The sequence below is a fragment of the Acidocella facilis ATCC 35904 genome, from assembly GCF_000687875.1.
GTDB lineage: Bacteria > Pseudomonadota > Alphaproteobacteria > Acetobacterales > Acetobacteraceae > Acidocella > Acidocella facilis.
Genome location: NZ_JHYG01000003.1, coordinates 228,220 through 243,618, shown reverse-complemented (window position 1 = coordinate 243,618; position 15,399 = coordinate 228,220). Strand labels below are relative to the sequence as shown.

Genomic DNA, 15,399 nt, shown 5'->3' with positions numbered 1-15,399 from the left:
TAAGTTCGTCGAATTTTTAGGAGATATTCCTTCGCCGTTGCGTTAATGTCAACAATCCTTTGCGCGGATCCGCGCGAAAACCGCATCAGCCCCATACATCTTCATAAAGTGCGACAATTTCGGCGGCCTCAGGCACGCGCGGGTTGTTACCCGGCGAGCCGGAGGCCAGCGCCTGCTCGGCCATCAATGGCAGCAGCTGCCTCCAGCGCGCCGCATCGAGCCCGTAATCTTTCGGGCTGGGAACCGCCAAATCCTCATTCAGCCCCCGCAACGCCTCCACCAGCGCCGCCGCCGCCGGCGCATCCGCGGCACTGGCCGGGGCGATGCCCATGGAACGGGCGCAATCCGCATAGCGCGCGACATTGCCCTCGATCGACCAGCGCGTGATGGCGGGCAGCAGCATCGCGTTGGAAAGCCCGTGCGCGACATGAAAATGCGCGCCGATCGGCCGGCTCATGCCATGCACCAGGCAGACCGAGGCATTGGAAAACGCCATCCCCGCCTGCATCGCGCCCAGCATCACCTGCTCACGCGCGGCGCGGTTGCCGGGCTCGTGATAGGCGGTGCGCAGGCCACGCCAGATCGCCTGCATGGCGGCGATCGCCATCGAATCCGAAAACGGGTTGGCCAGACGCGAAACATAGGCCTCGATCGCATGGGTCAGCGCGTCGATCCCGGTATCGGCGGTCAGGCGCTTGGGCATGGTCAGCGTCAGTTCGTAATCGACGATGGCGAGCGTCGGCAAATAAGCCAGGCCCGGACAGAGCATTTTCTCATCGGTTGCGGTATCGGTGACGATGGTGAAGCGCGTCGCCTCGGAGCCGGTGCCCGCCGTGGTCGGGATGGCGATGATCGGCAGGCCGGGAGTCATCTCTTGATGCGGGGCCTTCAACGCCCGCATCGTGCCCGGGCGCGGCGCCAGAATGGCGGCGGCCTTGGCGGTGTCGATCGGGCTGCCGCCGCCAAAACCGATGACGCAATCCGCCCCCGCTTCGCGCACGAAATCGGACGCGGCGGCGACGCAATCGCTGGTCGGGTCAGGAACGGTGTCCGAAAACACCGAGGCATGCAGGCCGGATTTGCCAAGAACATCCTGCAGCCGCTCAACCATACCACTTTGCAGCAGGAATTTGTCAGTGATGATGGCCGGGCGCGTGAGGCCGAGCTGCAGCAGCGCCTCGCCGGTTTCGGCCAGAGCGCCGCCACCGATGCGCACCACGCGCGGAAGCATGATTGCTGACATTATGTCTCCCTTCTCACCTTTGCCTCTGACGGGCCGGATTTGAACGTCACCTTAGCCTTGACAGCTTCCGCAGGAATACAGGAAATATCAACCATCAACTGTGCGGAATTGCACATATGAGACCGGGGTTCGACTGGAACGATCTGCGCTATTTCCTCGCCGTGGCGCGCAGCGGCACCATTTCCCAGGCCGGGCGGATGCTGGCGGCGGACCACGCGACGGTGGCCAGGCGGATCAGCGCGCTGGAGGCGGCCTTGGGCGTGTCCCTGTTCGTGCGCAATGCCCGCGGCTATTCCCTCACCCGCCAGGGCGAGGCGCTGCTGGAACAGGCCGGACGCATCGAGATCGAGGCCGGCCAGCTGGAGGAGCGGCTGGGCGGCGGCCAGGTCAGCGCCAGCGGGGCGGTGAAGATCAGCGCGCTGGAGGGCATCGGCAATTTCTTCCTGGCCGGGCGGCTGGCGCGCTTTGCCGCCGCCCATCCAAGGCTGGCGGTGGAGCTGCTGACCATCCAGCAAGTGGTCTCGATGTCGCGCCGGGATACGGATATCCTGATCACCCTCACCCCGCCGGAGTCGCGCAAGCTGGTCTCGGAGAAGCTCACCGATTACCGTTTATTCGTGTTCGGGACGAAGGATTATCTGAACGCGCACAAGCCGATCCGCAGCGCGCAGGACCTTCGCGGGCATGATTTCGCATTCTATATCGATGAGCTGATTTTCACCCGCGGGCTGGATTATCTGACCGAGCTGGAGCCGAGCCTGCGCGCGCGCCTGCAATGTTCGAGCATTCACGCGCAGCTGGAAGCCGCCTGTGCCGGCCAGCAGCTTTGCCTGCTGCCCGGCTATGTGGCGCAAAGCCGGCCGGAGCTGGTGGCGGTGCTGCCGCAGACGCTGCATCTGCAACGCAGCTACTGGGCGATGGTGCATGCGGACCTCGTCCACAGCATGCCGGTGAAGCTGGCGCTGGCCTTCATCCGCCAGGAAATCAAAAATGCCGCGCCTCTGTTTTTAGGCAACGACCTGCTGGCGGCCGCACCGAAAACCGGTTCTAGCGCAATAAGTGTTTAGGTTGACGCGGGAGCGTCAAGATAAACATATAAAATTGCGCGCAAAAACAAAAGTTAGAGCATCAAGCTAAAAGCTTGATGCTCTAAAACGCCATGGTGAAATCGATGAGAGACGGTTTGAGACCGCCTCCTTGAAACAATGACGCGGTTTTTGACGAAGACAGAGAAAGCCTGCGGGGTTTTGAAAAAAGCCTTCACATCCGCAAAGTTTTAGGGGCTGTCCCCGATCTTCATTCATCTGGCCATTATGTCGATCCCGAGTCTCTTCGCCTTTTGCCCGTGGCGTCAAGGGCGCGCGGCTTCGCCGCGCGTCGCCGAAGGCGAGTAAACCCCTTGACGCCACGGGCAAAAGGCGAAACCCTGCAATGATCGAAATAATGCTGATCCTTCAAGGCGTTGAAGGTATAAGCCGGAAAGTTATCTGGGACAGAACCAAATTTTATATCTTCACCCTGGGTTGGTGATCAGCTCCTTGATCCGCGCCGCCAGCGTCTCCAGCGCAAAAGGCTTGGTCAGCACATGCATGCCCGGTTCCAGATGGCCGTTGCCGATGATGGCGTTCTCCGCATAGCCGGTAATGAACAGCACATTCAGCGCCGGCCGCGTGGCGCGCGCGGCATCCGCCATCTGCCGCCCATTCATGCCGCCCGGCAGCCCCACATCAGTGACCAGCAGGTCGATCCGCATATCCGATTGCAGCACCCGCAGCCCGGCCGGGCCGTCCGCCGCCTCGATGGCGGCATAGCCCAGCTCTTCCAGCACCTCCATCACCAGCATCCGCACGCTGGGCTCATCATCCACCACCAGCACCGTCTCGCCATGGCTGGCGCGCGGCGCCGCGCGCAGCTCCGGCACCGGCTCGCCCGCCGCCTCCTCGCCGGCGAAGCGCGGCAGATACAGGCTCACCGAGGTGCCATGTCCCGGCTCGCTATAGATCCGCGCCACCCCGCCGCTCTGGCGCACGAAGCCGTAGATCATCGACAATCCCAGCCCGGTGCCCTGACCCAGCGGCTTGGTGGTGAAAAACGGGTCGAACGCCTTGGCGATCACCTCCGGCGGCATCCCCGCTCCGGTATCGGTGACGCAGAGGCAGACATATTGCCCCGGCGGCAGATCGCGCGCCCGCGCCGTGCGCGGGTCCAGCCAGCGATTGGCGGTCTCGATGGTCAGCCGGCCGCCATGGGGCATCGCGTCGCGTGCATTGATGCAGAGATTGAGCAGGGCGTTTTCCAGCTGCGGCGGGTCCACCAAGGTCGCCCACAGCCCGGCCGCCCCCACCACCTCGATCTCCACCTCCGGCCCCATGGTGCGGCGGATCAGCTCCTCCATACCGCGCACCAGCCGGTTCATGTCGGTCGGTTTCGGGTCCAGGGTCTGCCGGCGGGAGAAGGCCAGCAGCCGGTGGGTCAGCGCCGCCGCGCGCCGGGCGGCGCCTTGCGCGGCATTCAGATAGCGGTCCAGCTCGTTCAGCCGGCCCTGATTCACCCGGGTGCCGAGCAATTCCAGGCTGCCGATGATGCCGGTGAGCAGATTGTTGAAATCATGCGCCAGCCCGCCGGTCAGCTGCCCCACCGCTTCCATTTTGTGGGATTGGCGCAGCTGCTCTTCGGCGCGCATCAGCTCCGCCGTACGCTCAGCCACGCGCTGCTCCAGCGTCTCGTTCAGGCTGCGCAGCGCGGCGGCGGCGCGCTCGCGCTCGGCCAGCATCATCCGGCGCTCCTGCACGTCCAGCAACACGCCGTTAAAGGTCAGCGGCGTGCCATCCGCATCATGCTCCACCCGGCCATTCGCCTCCACCCAGTAATATCGCCCATCGGCGCGGCGCACGCGATATTGGTGGGCATAGGGCCCGCCCCGGGCGATCACTGAGTCGATCGCGCCCATCAGCCCCGGCAGATCGTCCGGATGCACGCTGGCCATAATCTGGGACAGCTCCAGCCCTTCCAGCCCCCATTCCGGGTCCAGCCCGAAATTCACGGCAAACGCGGCATCCACCACAACCAGGCCGGTGCCGAGATTCCACAGCCAGGTGCCGATAATCGCCCCGGCCGCGAGCGCGAACTGCAGGCGCTGCCCGTTCTCGCGGGCCAGCGCCTCGCTTTCGCGCAGCGCCGCCTCGGTCCGCTTGCGCGCGGTGATATCGCGAAACAACACCGAAACCTGGCGCTGGTTCGCCGGGCCGATGCGATTCGCCGAGACCTCAATGATCCGCCCGACCTCGGTGAACGCCCGCTCAAAGCTCACCGCCTGGCCCGTGCGCAGCACCTCGCCATAAATCTCCAGCCAGCCCTCAGCCGCATTCGGCGCCACCTCGCGCAGCGTCTTGCCGACGATGCCGGCAATGCCGGTATGGCGCTCATAGCCTTCATTCGCCTCGATATGCACATAATCGGAGAGCGGACCGTGCGGCCCATCGAAAAACTCGATGATGCAGAAGCCTGCATCGAGATTATTGAACAAAGCGCGATAGCGCGCGGCGTTCTCGGCATCCTGGCTCTGGCGCCGCGCCTGCTCGCGCAGCGCCAGCTGCGCGCTCGCCTGCCCGCCCAGCAGCGTCAGCGCCGCGACCTGCTCCGGCGAGAGCCCGCCAGGCCGAGCCGCCAGATCGACCACGCAGAGCGTCCCGAAAACCGCCCCGTCCGCATCGCGCAGCGGCAGACCGGCATAGAAGCGCCAGCCTTCGCGCAGCGCGGCATTCGCCGCGTGCGCCGGCACCGCTTCGATATCGGGAATGCTCAGCATCGCGCCGGCGGCGGTCACCAGCGGGCAGAAGCCATGGGAGAGCGGCAAAATCGCGTCCGCCTGCGCCGCCGTGCCGAATTGCCCCAGCACCAGCTGCCCGGCGGAGGTGACGCGTGTCACCCGGCCCGCCGCCACCCCGCAAATCTGCGCGGCCAGCTGGGCCAGCCCGTCCAGTGCGCCGCTGCGAGCCACTGCCGTCACATGCCAGGTTCCATCACATGTCCGCTTCCATCACATGTCCGCTTCCATTTACGCCGACGCCGCCCTGGCATCGATCCCGGGAGGCCCAGCTCACTAGCATCCGGGACGATCCGGCCCCGGCACAAGCCCTGGCGCCTAAAAATCTTATGACACTAATGCAATTTGCCTTACCTTTTTCCATATGTAGTGTGACGCGCGGTTTAACCAACAGATCATTGAATAGAGACAAGGATGAAGCGGACCCCAGGCTGGCAGGCGAATCGACGCGCGGCAGGATCGGAATTCGCCATCACCATCGGTCTCGGTCTCACCATCCTCTTCTTCCTGATCAGCGGCGCCACCGCCTATTTCAATCTGCGGACGATCCAGCGCGACAATGCCGAAATCTCGCATTCGCACGATGTGCTGGCCAGCCTCTCGGCCTTGCGCGCCACGGCGCTGGATGCCGAAACCGGGCAGCGCGGCTACATGCTCACCGGCGATGTCGCCTATCTCGCCCCCTATGACAACGCCATCGCCAACATGGCGCCGCAAATCGACACGCTGGCGTGGCAGGTCAAGGATAACCCGCAACAGGTCGCGCGGATCGCGCCGCTGCGCCAGCATGTGGCGGCCAAGCTGGCTGAGCTGAAACAGACCATCGCCCTGACCCAGTCCGGCGACAAGCCCGCGGCGATGGCGATCATCGCCAGCAATCGCGGCAAGATCGAAATGGACGATATCCGCGATCTGCTCGGCGAGATGGACCAGACCGAGGAAGTGCTGCGCGCCCAGCGCCTGCGCGAGATGGCGGCCGCCTACCAGCACGCGATGGCCAGCGGCATCGCCTCCGGCCTGGTCAGCATCATTCTGGCGCTGGTGGTGGGCTGGCTGATCCGCCGCGCCACGCTGCAACGCCAGCGCCAGGACTGGATCCAGTCCGCCCAGGTCGGGCTGGAGGCGGCGATGCGCGGCCAGCCGGATGCGGCGCGGCTGGGCGAGAGCATCCTCGCCTTCATGTCCAACTATTTCGGCGCCGTCGCCGGGGTGATCTATGTCGCCGACGAGGACGGCTTCGCGCGCACCGCCAGCTATGGCGTGCCGGCCACCGCCTTCCTGCCGGCGCACATCACCGCGCATGACGGGCTGCTCGGCGAGGCGGTGGCGAAGACCCATCATATCGTGCTCGACAACGTGCCGGAAGGCTATCTCACCTTCGGCACCGCGCTCGGCCAGCGCAGCCCGCGCCAGCTGATCGTGGTGCCCGGCAGCATCGAAGGCGTGGCCAACACGGTACTGGAGCTGGGCTTCATCCAACCGGTGGATGGCGAGGTGGTGGCGCTGCTGGACAAGCTCTCCGCCGCCATCGCCATGGTGGTGCGCGCCACCCGCTACCGCGACGAGCTGAAGGCGCTGCTGGCGGAAACCCAGCAAAAATCCGAGGAACTTCAGGTGCAGGGGGAGGAGCTGCGGGTCTCCAACGAGGAGCTGGAGGAGCAGAGCCGGGCGCTGAAGGAATCCCAGGCGCGGCTGGAGCAGCAGCAGGCGGAGCTGGAACAGGGCAATGCCCGGCTGGAAGAACAGACCCAGCTGCTGGAGAGCCAGCGCGACGAGCTGGAAAAAGCCAATGGCTTCATCCAGCTGAAGGCGCGCGAGCTGGAGCAGGCCAGCCGCTATAAATCGGACTTCCTGGCCAATATGTCGCACGAGCTGCGCACGCCGCTGAACTCGCTGCTGATCCTGGCCAAGCTGCTCGCCGATAACCCGACCAACACGCTCTCCGCCGAGCAGGTGAAATACGCCCAGACCATCCAATCCTCCGGCAATGATCTGCTGACCCTGATCAACGATATTCTCGATCTCTCCAAGATCGAGGCCGGGCATGTCGAAATCCAGCCGGATCATGTGAAGCTGGAGCGCATCGCCACGCATTTGCGCCAGATGTTCGAGCCGATCGCCCGCGAGCGGCGGATCGGGCTGGTGATCGAGGCGGCGCCGGACGCGCCGACCAGCATGGTGACGGATTCCCAGCGCCTGGAGCAGGTGTTGAAAAACCTGCTCTCCAACGCGCTGAAATTCACCGAAGCCGGCGAGGTGCGGCTGAGCATCAAGCGTGCCGATGGCGGGCGGGTCGCCTTCGCCGTGTCGGATACCGGCATCGGCATTTCCGAAGAGCAGCAGGCGCATATTTTCGATGCCTTCCATCAGGCGGATGGCACCATCAGCCGCAAATATGGCGGCACCGGGCTGGGGCTGTCGATCTCGCGCGAGCTCGCCCGGCTGCTCGGCGGCACGCTGGGGGTGACGAGCACGCTCGGCCAGGGCAGCGTCTTCACCGTGACCCTGCCGGAGACGTTCGATCCCGGCTTGGTGGCGCCGCGCGCCGCGCGCCCGGCCAGCTTCCCGGCGCCGGCCGCCTTGCCCGCCCCCGGCCCCACCCGCGCCCGCCCGGCGCCAACCCCACCGCTGAGCGATGACCGCGACTCGCTGGATCAATCCCGCCGGGTGCTGCTGGTGGTGGAGGACGACCAGGCTTTCGCCGGCATCCTCAAAAATCTCTCGCATGAGATGGGCTTCCAGGTGCTGCTCGCCGGCACCGCCGAGGAAGCGCTCAGCCTGGCGCGCGACCTCACCCCGAGCGCGATCATCCTGGATGTCGGCCTGCCCGACCAGTCCGGCCTCTCGGTGCTCGACCGGCTGAAGCGCAACGTGCATACCCGCCACATCCCCATCCATGTCGTCTCCGCCGGCGATCATGCACAGACCGCGCTCTCGCTGGGCGCGGTCGGCTATATGCTCAAGCCGGTGCGCCGCGAACAGGTGGCGGAGGTGCTGGCCAAGCTGGAAGCCAGGCTGGAGCAGCGCATGCACCGCGTGCTGATCGTCGAGGATGATGAGCGCCAGCGCGACGCCGTTTCCAAGCTCCTCGCCTCGGACGACACCGAGACCGTCACCGCCGGCACCGCCGCGGAATGTCTGGAGCTGCTGCGCACCCAGACCTTCGACTGCATGGTGCTGGATCTCTCGCTGCCCGACACCTCCGGCTACGCGCTGCTGGAGACGCTGAGCCAGCAGGATGCCTATTCCTTCCCGCCGGTCATCGTCTATACCGGCCGCGAGCTTTCGGCCGATGACGAGCTGCGGCTGCGCCGCTATTCCAAATCCATCATCATCAAGGGCGCCAAATCCCCCGAGCGGCTGCTCGATGAAGTCACCTTGTTCCTGCATCAGGTTGTGGCCGAGCTGCCGGAGCAGCAGCAGAACATGATCCGCCAGGCCCGCAACCGCGATGCGCTGCTGGAAGGAAGGCGCATCCTGGTCGTCGAGGACGATGTCCGCAATGTTTATGCGCTGACCAACATTCTGGAGCCGCGCGGCGCGCTGGTGGAAATCGCCCGCAATGGCAAGGAGGCGCTGGAGCGGCTGGCGACCTCCCAGCTGCATCGCGAGCTGGCGGTGGATCTGGTGCTGATGGATGTGATGATGCCGGTGATGGACGGCCTCACCGCCACCCGCGCCATCCGCGAAAACCCCGCCTGGGCCAAGCTGCCGATCATCGCGCTCACCGCCAAGGCGATGCCGGACGACCAGCAGCGCTGCATCGAAGCCGGCGCCAGCGACTATATGGCCAAGCCGCTGGATGTGGAGAAGCTGCTCTCGCTGGTGCGGGTCTGGATGCCGAAATGACCCGCGCCAATGACTGACCAGGTCGAGGAGATCGAAATCCAGCTGCTGCTGGAAGCGCTCTATCTGCGCTATCATTACGATTTCCGCCATTACGCCGCCACCTCGATCAAACGCCGGCTGCGGCTGGCGCGCGAGCAGATGGGCTTTGCCAGCATCTCGGCGCTGCAGGAGCGGCTGCTGCATGACGAGACGATGCTGCCGCGCATGCTGGGCTATCTCACCGTGCAGGTCAGCGAAATGTTCCGCGACCCGAGCTATTTCAAGGCCATCCGCGAAACCGTCATCCCGCATCTGCGCACCTACCCGTCGCTGAAACTCTGGATCGCCGGCTGCGCCGATGGCGAGGAGCTCTATTCCTTCGTCATCCTGTTCCGCGAGGAAGGGCTGGAGGAGCGCACGATCTTTTATGCCACCGACATCAATCAGGACGCGCTGGCCCGCGCCCGCGCCGGCATTTACGGGCTGGAACGGATCCAGCTTTTCACCGAAAACCATCGCAAATCTGGCGGCAAATCCTCGCTCTCGGAATATTACAGCGCCGGCTACGGCCGCGCGGTGTTCGATAAATCCCTGCGCGAGCGCGTGCTCTTCGCCGATCACAGCCTGGTCACCGACGCCGTCTTCGCCGAGATGAATCTGATCTCCTGCCGCAACGTGCTGATATATTTCAACCGCGCTTTGCAGGACCGCGCCATCGGGCTGTTCAAGGATTCGCTCTCCCGCAAGGGGTTTCTTGGGCTGGGGGCGAAGGAGAATCTGCGCTTCTGCGCCCATGCCGATGCCTTCAGCGAATTCAACCGCGAGGAGCGGCTTTATCAGAGGCGCGACGGATGAGCGCGAGACGCTGCCGTGCCGTGGTCATCGGCGCCTCCGCCGGCGCGCTGGAGGTGTTGAACCAGGTCCTGCCCGCCCTGCCCGCCAGCTTTCCGCTGCCGGTCTTCGTGGTGGTGCATGTGCCACCGGACCGCAAAAGCCTGCTGGCGGAGCTGTTCGCGCGCCGCTGCGAGATGCGGGTGCGCGAGGCCGAGGACAAGGAGCCGATCGAGCCCGGCACGATCTATTTCGCCCCGCCGAATTATCATATGCTGGTCGAGACCGAGCAGGCTTTGGCCCTGTCGGCGGATGAGCCGGTGCTCTATTCGCGCCCCGCGATCGATATTCTGTTCGAGAGCGCCGCCGATGTGTATGGCCCGGCCCTGGCCGCGCTGGTGCTCACCGGCGCGAATGAGGATGGGGCGCGGGGCCTGCGGGCGGTTGAAACCGCCGGCGGCCAGGTCGCCGTGCAGGACCCGAAAACCGCCTTCGCCGCCGCCATGCCGGAGGCGGCTTTGGCGGCCTGTCCGCGGGCCCGTATCGTCACACCCGGCGGCGTCGCCGCCTATCTGCAAGAGCTGGCGGCGATGCCGCCCGTCGATGAGAACTGAGAGATCGCATATGGCACCCGTCTATTTCCTTCTGGTCGACGATCTTGAAGAGAATTTGCTCTCGCTGGACGCGCTGCTGCGCCGCGACGGGCTGGTGCTGCTGAAGGCGCGCTCGGGCGACGAGGCGCTGGAGCTGCTGCTGACCCATGACGTGGCGCTGGCGCTGGTGGATGTGCAGATGCCTGGCCTCAACGGCTTCGAGCTGGCCGAGCTGATGCGCGGCAATGAGCGCACCAGGCGCATCCCGATCATCTTCGTCACCGCCGGCGCCTCGGACACGCAGCGCCGTTTCCAGGGTTATGGCGCCGGCGCGGTGGATTTCATCTATAAGCCGATCGAGCCGGATATTCTGCGCAGCAAGGCCGAGGTGTTTTTCGAGCTCTACCGCCAGCGCCAGCAGCTGGCCGAACAGCGCGACACGCTGCGCCAGCAGGCCGAGGCGCTGCGCGACGCCGACCGGCGCAAGGATGATTTCCTCGCGACATTGGCGCATGAGCTGCGCAACCCGCTGGCGCCGCTGCGCCACGGGCTGGACCTGCTGCGGCGCAACCCCGGCCGCGACCAGGCCGCCGACATCCACGCGATGATGGACCGCCAGCTGACGCAACTGGTGCGGCTGATCGACGATCTGCTGGATGTCTCGCGCATCAGCCAGGGCAAGATCGAGCTGCGCCTGGCGCCGGTGCCACTGAGCGATGTGCTGCGCCTGGCGCTGGAGACCAGCCAGCCGCTGATCGCCGCCGCCGGCCACAACCTCACCGTCCTGCAGCCGCAGACGCCGCTCTGGCTGCAGGCGGATCTCTCCCGGCTGGCGCAGATCATCGGCAATCTGCTCAACAACGCCGCCAAATACACGCCTGCCGGCGGCCATATCACGCTGGATGCCCATCAGGAGGGCGAGACGGCGGTGATCAGCGTCATCGATGACGGCATGGGCATTCCCGCCGACATGCTGGAGTCGGTCTTTCAGCTTTTCACCCAGATCGATGCGCATCGCGACCAGGCGCAGGGCGGGCTTGGCATCGGTCTGGCTCTGGCGCAGCAGCTGGCGGCGCTGCAAGGCGGGCAGATCAGCGTGGAGAGTGCTGGCCCCGGCCAGGGCAGCCGCTTCACCATCCGCATGCAGCTGATCGAGGCGCCGCCTCTGGCCGCGCCGGCCCCCGCCGCCAGCGCCCCCGCTTCCGGCCCGCGGCGCATCCTGGTCGTCGATGACACAATCGAAGTGGCGCAGACCGTCGGCTGGATGCTCGACGAGATGGGCCATGACTATGAGCTGCTGCATGACGGGCACGGCGCGCTGGACGCGGCACGGCGCTACCGGCCGGACATCATCCTGCTGGATATCGGCCTGCCCGGGCTGAACGGCTATGAGGTCTGCCGCCTCCTGCGCCAGGAGGCCGCCTTGCAGGGCATTCAGATCGTCGCCCAGACCGGCTGGGGCCAGGAGCGCGACAAGGAACGCGCCGCCGAGGCCGGGTTCGACCATCATCTGGTCAAACCGGTCTCCTTCGAGGCGCTGGAAGCGCTGATCGCCGACATAGCGCAACATGACCCTCACTGGACTCAGTCAGGGCCATAAAGTTGCTCGCCAAAACAAAGATCTGGAGCGCGCTGACCGTTTACGGTCGGCGCGCTCCAGCCGCCGCGCGGGTCTGATCCGCCCCTCAATTGAGAATTATTATCATCTCCTGTTGCGTTTTAATTGAGAATGGTTTTCATTCTCCTTTAGAAACCTGGGAGACTGATTTTATGCCCTCACGCACGCTGCTGACCCTCTTCGGCCTGACCCTGGCCCTGCCCGCCTATGCCCAGACCGACCATCCCGGACCTGGCTATCTCGGCGGGTTGAAGCATGAGCGGCTGATCACCTCCACCGTGCCGGCCAACGGCGACCAGAACCCCTACGCCATGGCGGTTTCCCCGGTCTCCGCCGGCAGCCTGCAAAAGGGCGACCTGCTGGCGGATAATTTCAACAACAAGGCCAATCTGCAGGGCACCGGCACCACGATCATCGATTACCGCCCCGCCACCAAACAGACGACGACCTTCGCCACCCTGCCCGCCAAGCTCGCCGGCTGCCCCGGCGGGGTCGGGCTTTCCACCGCCATGGCGGTGCTGAAATCCGGCTGGGTCATCGTCGGCTCCGCCCCCTCCACCGACGGCACCACCAAGACGCTGGGCAAAGGCTGCCTGATCCTGCTGGATTCCAGCGGCAAGCTGGCGGGCACGCTGGCCGGCCCGGATATCGACGATCCGTGGGGCAACATGGCCTGGATCGATGAGGGCGACAAAGCCACCCTTTTCCTCTCCAATGCCGGCTTTGGCATCGGCGCCCCCGGCCAGCCCGTGCAGAACACCGCCACCGTGCTGCGGCTGGAGCTGAACATTCCCGCCGGCAAGCCGCCTGAAGTGACGAGCCAGACCGTGATCAGCACTGGCTTCGGCGCCCAGGCGGATGCCAGCGTCTTCCTGGTCGGCCCCACCGGCCTGGCCTTGGGCAAGGATGGCACGCTCTATGTCTCGGACGCGATCGGCAACCGCATCGTCAAGATCACCGACGCCGCCACCCGGACGGACAGTGCCGGCACCGGCACCGAGGTCAGCAAGGGCGGGCTGCTGAACCGGCCATTGGCCCTGACCATGGCCCCGAACGGCAATCTGATCGCGGTAAACGGGCTGGATGGCCGCGCCGTCGAGATCGACCCGGCTTCGGGCCAGCAGATCGGCGATAAATGGCTGGATAAGGACCAGGCCCAGACCCCGCCGGGCAGCGGCGACCTGTTCGGTCTGGTCACGACGCCGGACGGCAAAGGGCTCTATTATGTCGAGGACGACATGAACACGGTGCAGCTGGCGCAATGAGCACGGATACCCCCAAGGCGCCCTCGCGGCGCCGCTTCCTCGGCACGGCCGGGCTGGCGGGCGCCGCCGCCAGCCTGCCCGCCGCCGCCGCCGCGCGGATGCAGGCGGCCGGGACCACCCTGCCATTTTACGGCCCCCGCCAGCAGGGCATCACCACCCCGATGCAGAGTGCCCTATATTTCGCGTCCTTCGATCTCGAAACCGAACACCGCGCCGAGCTGATCGTCCTGCTGCAACGCTGGACGGCGGCATCGGCGCGGATGGCCGCCGGCCTGCCCGCCGAGCCCGGCACCCAGCAGGAGGACGAGCCGGGGCTCGATAGCGGCGAGGCGCTGGGGCTGACCCCGGCGCGGCTCACCCTCACCTTCGGCTTCGGCCCGGATCTGTTCACGCTGAACGGCAAGGACCGTTACGGGCTGGCCGCCCGGCGCCCGGCGGCGCTGGTGGATCTGCCCGCCTTCAACGGCGACCAGCTGGTGGCGGGCCAGTGCGGCGGCGCGCTCGGCGTGCAGGCCTGCGCCGACGATCCCCAAGTGGCTTTCCATGCCGTGCGCCAACTCTCCCGCATCGCCTATGGCGCCGCGACGCTGAAATGGGTGCAGACCGGCTTCTCCACCGCCCCGCGGACCAAGGGCACACCGCGCAACCTGATGGGATTCAAGGACGGCACCATGAACCCGACCGGCCATGAGATGGATGCGGTGGTCTGGGCCGGGGCGGATGCCGGCTGGATGCAGAATGGCAGCTACATGGTGGCGCGGCGCATCCGCATCGCCCTGGAACATTGGGACCGGATGAAGGTCGGCTTCCAGGAGCAGACTTTCGGCCGCCACAAGGCCAGCGGCGCGCCGCTCGGCGGCACGCGCGAGTTCGACACGCCGAATTTCAACGCCACCGACAGCGACGGCAATTATGTCATCCCGCAAACCGCCCATGCCAGGCTGGGCGCGGCGGCACTGAATGATGGCGCGCAGATCCTGCGCCGCTCTTACGGCTATAATAACGGCGCCGATTTCACCGCCGAGCGCTGGCCGCCCTGGACGCAGGGGATCGAGTTCGAGTCCGGCCTGTTCTTCCAGGCCTATCAGAAAGACCCGCGCAACGGCTTCATCAAGATTTTCGACAAAATGTCGAAATTCGACGCGCTGAACCAGTTCACCACCCATGTCGGCAGCGCCGTGTTCGCCTGCCCGCCAGGGGCGCAGCCGGGCAGCTATATCGGCGCGCCGCTCTTCGCGGCCTGACGCACCTGCATCCGGGCGGCAAAAAGGGCTTCAGCGCGACGCTGAAGCCTTTTCGCGTTCACCCACGGAGGGCGGAAATTACTGGGCGGTGCCGTACTGGCGCGCGCCATCATTGCCCGGGCAATAGCAGCGCCCGCCCACCGGCACGCTCACCTCCATCGGGCAGATATAAGCGCCGGCATGGCAGGATTGCGCCGCCCCCGCATCGGCCGGCGCGACGGGCGCGGCAGGGGCCACCGGCGCCACGGGCGCGACCGGCGCCTGCGCGATATAGCCCGGATAAGGCTCATAATAGCCATCCGGCACCGGCGCCGGGGCCGGCGCGACATAAACCGGCGGCGGGGCGTAATAAGGCGGATAGACATAAGGCCCCGGCACCACGATCGGCGCCACGTCGATCCCGATCCCCCATCCCCAACCGCCACCATGCCAGCCATCATGCGCCTGGGCGCGCCCCGGCAGGGCCAGCGCCCCAACCGCCAGGGCGGACAGTACAGCAAGCGATTTCAAGAGATAACGCATCGAACCACCCTCTTCGCAAAAAAGGTTACAAGCTTACATTTAACGGAAGATTGTAACGCATTTTTTGCCAAACCCACGTATCTCCCCCCAACGCCGGGCCGGCCCCGGCGAACGGTTCGAAGGCTGGCGCTCAGCGCCGCCTTTCTTCTCGCGGCGGCGCCTGCCGGGAGGCAGGCGGCCGGGCGACAGCGGAGATCCCGCGATCCTCCAGCAGCGGGCGGACCTTATGCCAGAGCTGGTAGGCGGCATCAGGGTCGCTCCCCGCCTCTTCCCACATCACGAACAGCCGCTCGCGCACACGCGCATGGGCGGAACTGGTTTGCAGAGCCATTTCAACGATCCTCCATCACATCTTGACGATCGGCGGCCACACGGGCCCGCCCCCCTTATAGCGCATGCGCCGGGCAAAGGCGGCTGGGGGACCGGTTA

The 15,399-nt window shown here is 65.8% G+C and carries 11 protein-coding genes; 7 read left to right on the top strand and 4 right to left on the bottom strand.

Translation table 11 applies throughout. From position 1 onward, the window contains the following. Nucleotides 1-85: 85 nt before the first annotated feature. Nucleotides 86-1,243 carry an iron-containing alcohol dehydrogenase gene (locus T331_RS0105810; RefSeq protein WP_026439353.1) on the bottom strand — a complete coding sequence of 386 codons (1,158 nt, stop codon included), beginning with the start codon at nt 1,241-1,243 and terminating at the stop codon, nt 86-88. A gap of 116 nt (nt 1,244-1,359) precedes the next feature. Here T331_RS0105810 and T331_RS17480 point away from each other — a divergent pair, with 116 nt between their 5' ends. Then, nucleotides 1,360-2,310 carry a LysR family transcriptional regulator gene (locus T331_RS17480; RefSeq protein WP_051622195.1) on the top strand — a complete coding sequence of 317 codons (951 nt, stop codon included), beginning with the start codon at nt 1,360-1,362 and terminating at the stop codon, nt 2,308-2,310. 446 nt (nt 2,311-2,756) lie between these two features. Here the strand turns inward: T331_RS17480 and T331_RS0105800 are convergent, their stop codons facing one another. Continuing rightward, nucleotides 2,757-5,252: an ATP-binding protein gene (locus T331_RS0105800; protein ID WP_244876899.1), complete on the bottom strand. Its 2,496-nt coding sequence runs from the start codon at nt 5,250-5,252 to the stop codon at nt 2,757-2,759. A 231-nt stretch (nt 5,253-5,483) separates the two neighbouring features. Between T331_RS0105800 and T331_RS0105795 the strand changes: the two genes are divergently transcribed. The 6 genes from T331_RS0105795 (at nt 5,484) to T331_RS0105770 (ending at nt 14,448) form a co-directional block, all read left to right on the top strand. After that, on the top strand, nt 5,484-8,918 hold the full coding sequence (locus tag T331_RS0105795; protein ID WP_026439351.1) for a response regulator: 3,435 nt from the start codon (nt 5,484-5,486) through the stop codon (nt 8,916-8,918). A 9-nt stretch (nt 8,919-8,927) separates the two neighbouring features. Continuing rightward, nucleotides 8,928-9,752, top strand: a complete 825-nt coding sequence (locus T331_RS0105790) for a CheR family methyltransferase (RefSeq protein WP_026439350.1) — start codon at nt 8,928-8,930, stop codon at nt 9,750-9,752. Further along, nucleotides 9,749-10,342: a chemotaxis protein CheB gene (locus T331_RS0105785; RefSeq protein WP_026439349.1), complete on the top strand. Its 594-nt coding sequence runs from the start codon at nt 9,749-9,751 to the stop codon at nt 10,340-10,342. The genes T331_RS0105790 and T331_RS0105785 overlap by 4 nt, the downstream gene beginning before the upstream one ends. A gap of 10 nt (nt 10,343-10,352) precedes the next feature. Further along, entirely contained in the window at nt 10,353-11,921 is a 1,569-nt protein-coding gene (locus T331_RS0105780) for a response regulator (protein ID WP_026439348.1), read from the top strand. Nucleotides 11,922-12,091: 170 nt separating this feature from the next. Beyond that, nucleotides 12,092-13,204 carry an NHL repeat-containing protein gene (locus T331_RS0105775; RefSeq protein ID WP_026439347.1) on the top strand — a complete coding sequence of 371 codons (1,113 nt, stop codon included), beginning with the start codon at nt 12,092-12,094 and terminating at the stop codon, nt 13,202-13,204. Further along, the gene (locus tag T331_RS0105770) at nt 13,201-14,448 is read left to right on the top strand and encodes a Dyp-type peroxidase (RefSeq protein WP_026439346.1); all 1,248 of its coding nucleotides are present in this window, start codon (nt 13,201-13,203) and stop codon (nt 14,446-14,448) included. The genes T331_RS0105775 and T331_RS0105770 overlap by 4 nt, the downstream gene beginning before the upstream one ends. A gap of 78 nt (nt 14,449-14,526) precedes the next feature. On the opposite strand, the gene T331_RS20255 is transcribed toward T331_RS0105770, so the two are convergent. Next, nucleotides 14,527-14,970, bottom strand: a complete 444-nt coding sequence (locus T331_RS20255) for a hypothetical protein (protein WP_051622194.1) — start codon at nt 14,968-14,970, stop codon at nt 14,527-14,529. Between the two features lie 130 nt (nt 14,971-15,100). Further along, the gene (locus T331_RS0105760; RefSeq protein WP_026439345.1) at nt 15,101-15,301 is read right to left on the bottom strand and encodes a hypothetical protein; all 201 of its coding nucleotides are present in this window, start codon (nt 15,299-15,301) and stop codon (nt 15,101-15,103) included. Nucleotides 15,302-15,399 lie beyond the last annotated feature (98 nt).